Source organism: Solidesulfovibrio sp. (assembly GCF_029978005.1).
Classification (GTDB): domain Bacteria; phylum Desulfobacterota; class Desulfovibrionia; order Desulfovibrionales; family Desulfovibrionaceae; genus Solidesulfovibrio.
Window position 1 is genome coordinate 1 of the sequence record NZ_JARKOZ010000161.1, and the last position, 4,476, is coordinate 4,476.

3 protein-coding genes are annotated in these 4,476 nt (G+C 65.9%); 2 read left to right on the plus strand and 1 reads right to left on the minus strand.

From position 1 onward, the window contains the following. Positions 1-217 precede the first annotated feature (217 nt). The gene (locus Q1K70_RS18040; RefSeq protein WP_300162631.1) at positions 218-2,683 is read right to left on the minus strand and encodes a glycogen/starch/alpha-glucan phosphorylase; all 2,466 of its coding nucleotides are present in this window, start codon (positions 2,681-2,683) and stop codon (positions 218-220) included. A 147-nt stretch (positions 2,684-2,830) separates the two neighbouring features. On the opposite strand from Q1K70_RS18040, the gene Q1K70_RS18045 reads away from it, so the two are divergent. After that, a complete protein-coding gene (locus Q1K70_RS18045; RefSeq protein WP_300162634.1) occupies positions 2,831-3,034 on the plus strand; it encodes a hypothetical protein in 204 nt (67 codons plus the stop codon). A 100-nt stretch (positions 3,035-3,134) separates the two neighbouring features. Then, positions 3,135-4,307, plus strand: a complete 1,173-nt coding sequence (locus Q1K70_RS18050; RefSeq protein ID WP_300162636.1) for a DNA polymerase IV — start codon at positions 3,135-3,137, stop codon at positions 4,305-4,307. Positions 4,308-4,476 lie beyond the last annotated feature (169 nt).

The following is a 4,476-nucleotide window of genomic DNA, read 5'->3' on the forward strand; positions in this document are numbered from 1 at the left end:
CCCGTGGTCGGGGAAATGGGCCGGGCGGTGCTGGCCGGCTTTGCGGCCTGCGTCGCCCGGCCCATTTCCGAGACCACAACGACCGACGCCCCGCCGCTTGCCGTTCCCTCCCATCCTCCCGCTCACCCCCGTCGGGGAGGGTCCGGGAGGGGGTCACCCCCTCCCGGCCGCCGGAGGCATCTTCCCTCTTCTCTCTTCCCTTCTCCCTTTCGCCTCCTCACTTCGGCGGCACGGGCTTTATGCCCCAGACGTCGCGGGCGTATTCGCGGATGGTGCGGTCGGAGGAGAAGTAGCCCATGCGGGCGGTGTTGAGGATGGCCTTGCGCGCCCAGACGTCGGGCCGGGCGTAGTCCATGCCCAGGCGTTCGTGGGTTTCGATGTAGGACATGAAGTCGGCCAGGTGCATGTAGCGTTCGTTGCGGGCCAGGAGTTTCTCGAAGATCCAGTGGAAGCTGGAGGCCGCTTCCGGGCTGAAGCGGCCGGCGGAGATGGCGTCAAGGACGCGGCGGATTTCCGGGTGTTTGCTGTAGTATTCCCAGGGGTCGTAGGAGCCTTCGCCGAGGATGCGTTCCACTTCGGGGGTGGAAAGTCCGAAGAGGTAGAAGTTGTCTTCGCCCACGCTTTCGCGGATTTCGATGTTCGCGCCGTCGAGTGTGCCGATGGTGAGCGCGCCATTGAGGGAGAACTTCATGTTGCCGGTGCCCGAGGCCTCGGTGCCGGCGGTGGAGATCTGTTCGCTGACGTCGCAGGCGGGAATGAGTTTTTCGGCCAGGGAAACGCGGTAATCCGGCACGAAGACGACCTTGATGTGGTCGCCGACGCGTTTGTCGGCGTTGATGACCTTGGCCAGGCAGCAGATGAGGTGGATGATTTCCTTGGCTTCGAAGTAGCCGGGCGCGGCCTTGCCGGCGAAGAGGTAGACGCGCGGCACGGCCGGGGCGAAGCCGTCCTCGGTAAGGCGCAGGTAGTCGTGGATGACGTGCATGACGTTGAGGAGCTGGCGCTTGTACTCGTGGATGCGTTTGGCCTGGATGTCGAAGACGGCGTCCGGGGGGAGCACCACGCCCGAGGTCTTGGCGACGTAGGCGGCCAGGCGTTCCTTGTTGGCGCGTTTGACGGCCATGAATTTTTGGCGGAAGGCCGTGTCCTCGGCCAGGGGGACGAGGTCCTCGAGGCGGTCGAGGTCCGTGACCCAGCCCTGGCCGATGGCCTCGTCGATGAGGGCCGACAGGCCCGGGTTGGCCAGGTGCAGCCAGCGGCGCGGGGTGATGCCGTTGGTCTTGTTGTTGAATTTGCCGGGCCACAGGGCGGCGTAGTCCGGGAAGAGCACCTTCTTGACCAGTTCGGAGTGGAGCTTGGACACGCCGTTGACCGAGTGCGAGCCCACCACGGCCAGGTTGGCCATGCGCACCTGTTTGCCGCCGGACTCCTCGATGAGCGACAGCCGGCGCAGGGTGGCTTCGTCGGGTTTGGAGGTCAGGCGGACCTGGTCGAGGAAGCGCCGGTTGATTTCGTAGATGATCTGGAGGTGGCGCGGCAGGACCTTGCCCATGAGGTCCACGGGCCACATTTCCAGGGATTCCGGCATGAGCGTGTGGTTGGTGAAGGCCAGGGTGCGGGTGGTGATGTTCCAGGCCCGGTCCCAGGGCACGCGCCGCTCGTCGACGAGGATGCGCATGAGTTCGGCCACGGCCAGGGCCGGGTGGGTGTCGTTGAGCTGGATGGCCGTATATTCCGGCAGTTCTTCGATGTTGCGGTTCTGCTTGAGGAAGCGGCGGGTGATGTCGCGAAGCGAGCAGAAGACGAGGAAGTATTCCTGGACCAGGCGCAGCTCGCGGCCGAAGGAGATGGATTCGCTGGGGTAGAGGATCTTGGAGATCAGTTCCGAGTAGACCTTCTGGTGGATGGCCTTGATGTAGTCGCCCTGGTCGAAGATCTTCATGTCGAAGTTGTCGGTGGAGCGGGCGGCGAAAAGCCGCAGGTAATTGACGGTCTTGTCGCCGTAGCCCACGATGGGGACGTCGTAGGGCACGCCGAGCAGGTCCTGCCAGTCCACCCACAGGGGGAGGTAGCCGCCGTCGGGGCCCAGGTGGTCCTCGATGCGGCCGTAGATGGGCACGATGACGGACTGGTCGCGGCGTTCGAGCTGCAGGGGCATGCCTTCGGCCATCCAGTAGTCGGGCCGCTCCACCTGCCGGTCGTTCTCGATGCCTTGCTTGAACAGGCCGAATTCGTAGTGGATGCCGTAGCCGCAGCCCGGCAGGTCCAGGGTGGCCAGGGAATCGAGAAAGCAGGCGGCCAGGCGGCCGAGCCCGCCGTTGCCGAGCGCCGGGTCGCGCTCGAACTCCCGTATCTCCTCCAGCTCGAAGCCCCACTGGCGCAAGAGCTCGCCGCACGCGCCCCCGAGGCGCATGTTGTCCACGTTGTTCCCCAGACACCGGCCGAGCAGGTATTCGATGGACAGGTAGTACATGCGCTTGGCCCGGGCGTCGCGGTAGCGCTGGCGGGTTTCGAGCATCTTGTCCACGAGCCGGTCGCGCAGCGTCATGGACAGGGCCTCGGCCACGTCGCGGTTTCCGGCCTCGGCGCAGGGCTTGCCCAGGGAATGCGTGATGTGATTGCGGATCGAGCAGGAGAGGGAATCGGCGTCCAGCGTTTCGAGCGGACAGTGCGCAACGGGCATGGGAACCTCCTCGGAATGAGACCCGGACAAGGGGATGATGCTTCGTACCAAATGGGACGCGGCATTGTCCAACGGCTTGCCTAAAGGAGTCACCCTTGGTGTCCGATAGGTGACGAGGAAGTATAAATTTGCCCCAGGAGGCCAGCCATGGATGCGATAGACGGATCGGGAAGCGGCACGCTCAAGGGCGCGTTCGCGCAGCAGAAACTCGGAGCCCAGGTGGTCACGGACACGCTGACCCGGCTCAACACCGACCAGACCACCGGCCGGGTGGACCAGGACTTCGATTTCCAGACGAAAGTCCTCTCCACCGCCAAGGGGCTCGGCGGGAACGTGGACGTCAAGGCGTAGCGACACCCTTCACGACGCGTCCGCCGTCACCCGGGCGCGGCCTCGGCCGCGCCCGGGCCCCCTGCCTTGATTTCAGCCCGCAATCGGCGCAAGCTGGCTCATGGCGACCATCCTCCACCTCGACATGGACGCGTTCTTCGCTTCCGTCGAGCAGCACGACGACCCGACGCTGGCGGGAAAGCCCGTCATCATCGGCAACCACCTGCGCGGGGTCGTCTCGGCCGCCTCCTACGAAGCCCGCGTCTTCGGCGTGCGCTCGGCCATGCCCGTGGTCGAGGCCAAACGCCGCTGCCCCCACGGCGTCTTCCTGCCCGGCAACCGCCGTCGTTACAGCGAAGTTTCCCGCATCGTCATGGCCACCCTCGAACGCATCTCGCCCCTGGTCGAACCCGCCTCCATCGACGAAGCCTACGTGGACATCACCGGCACCGAAACCCTCTTCGGACCGCCCGAAACCCTGGGTCGCGCCATCAAGGCCATGATCCGCCAGGAAACGGGTCTTGCCTGCTCCGTCGGCATCGCGCCGGTCAAATTCATCGCCAAGATCGCCTCGGACTACGACAAGCCCGACGGCCTCACCGTGGTCGCTTCCGACCAAGTGGCCGTGTTCCTGGCCGACCTGCCCGTGGAGAAAATCCCCGGCGTCGGCAGGCGCGCCAAGGAAACCCTCACGCGCCTGGGCGTGCGCCTTGTGCGCGACGTCCTGGCCTACCCGCCCGATTTCTGGCGGCGCCACTGCGGCAAATGGGGCCTCGACCTCTACGCCCGCGCCAACGGTCTCGGCAGCGACACCGTCAGCCCCAGCCGGGAAGCCAAATCCGTCTCCGCCGAAAACACCTTCGACGTCGATACCGCCGACCGGCAGCGCCTCTCCGCCTGGCTCCTGCTTCAGGCCGAACGCGTCGGCCGCGAACTGCGCCAGGAAAACCTCCGCGGCCGCACCGTCACCCTCAAACTCAAGTTCAACGACTTCCGGCAAATCACCCGCAGCCGCACCCTCCCCGAACCCACCGACGGCGACGCCGCCATCTTCCAAGCCGCCAAAGCCCTCCTCGACGCCGAACCGCTGCCCAAATCCGTGCGCCTCATCGGCCTCGGCGTCTCCAACTTCGGCCGCCAGGAACGACAACTCGAACTCTTCGCATCCCCCGCCCAAACCCAAACCGCCCGCGACGGCAAAATCGACGCCGCCCTGGACGCCATCCGCGGCAAGTTCGGCCGCGAAGCCATCGTGCGCGGACGGTTGTTCGATTTCAGGAAGAAGGAAGGGTGAAGAGGGAGAGATGGGGAAAAGAGGGAAGATGCCTCCGGCGGCCAGGAGGGGATGATCCCCTCCTGGACCTCCCCGACGGGGGCGGGTGGGAAAGCGGCCGGGAACGGCGGGCGTCGGTCGTTGTGGTCGGGAAAATGGGGCGGACGACGCAGGCCGCAAAGCCGGCCAG

Excerpts from the sequence above, each read along its gene's own strand:
- Q1K70_RS18040 (WP_300162631.1), bottom strand. The coding sequence starts at position 2,683 with ATGCCCGTTGCGCACTGTCCGCTCGAAACGCTGGACGCCGATTCCCTC.
- Q1K70_RS18050 (WP_300162636.1), top strand. The coding sequence starts at position 3,135 with ATGGCGACCATCCTCCACCTCGACATGGACGCGTTCTTCGCTTCCGTC.
- Q1K70_RS18045 (WP_300162634.1), top strand. The coding sequence starts at position 2,831 with ATGGATGCGATAGACGGATCGGGAAGCGGCACGCTCAAGGGCGCGTTC.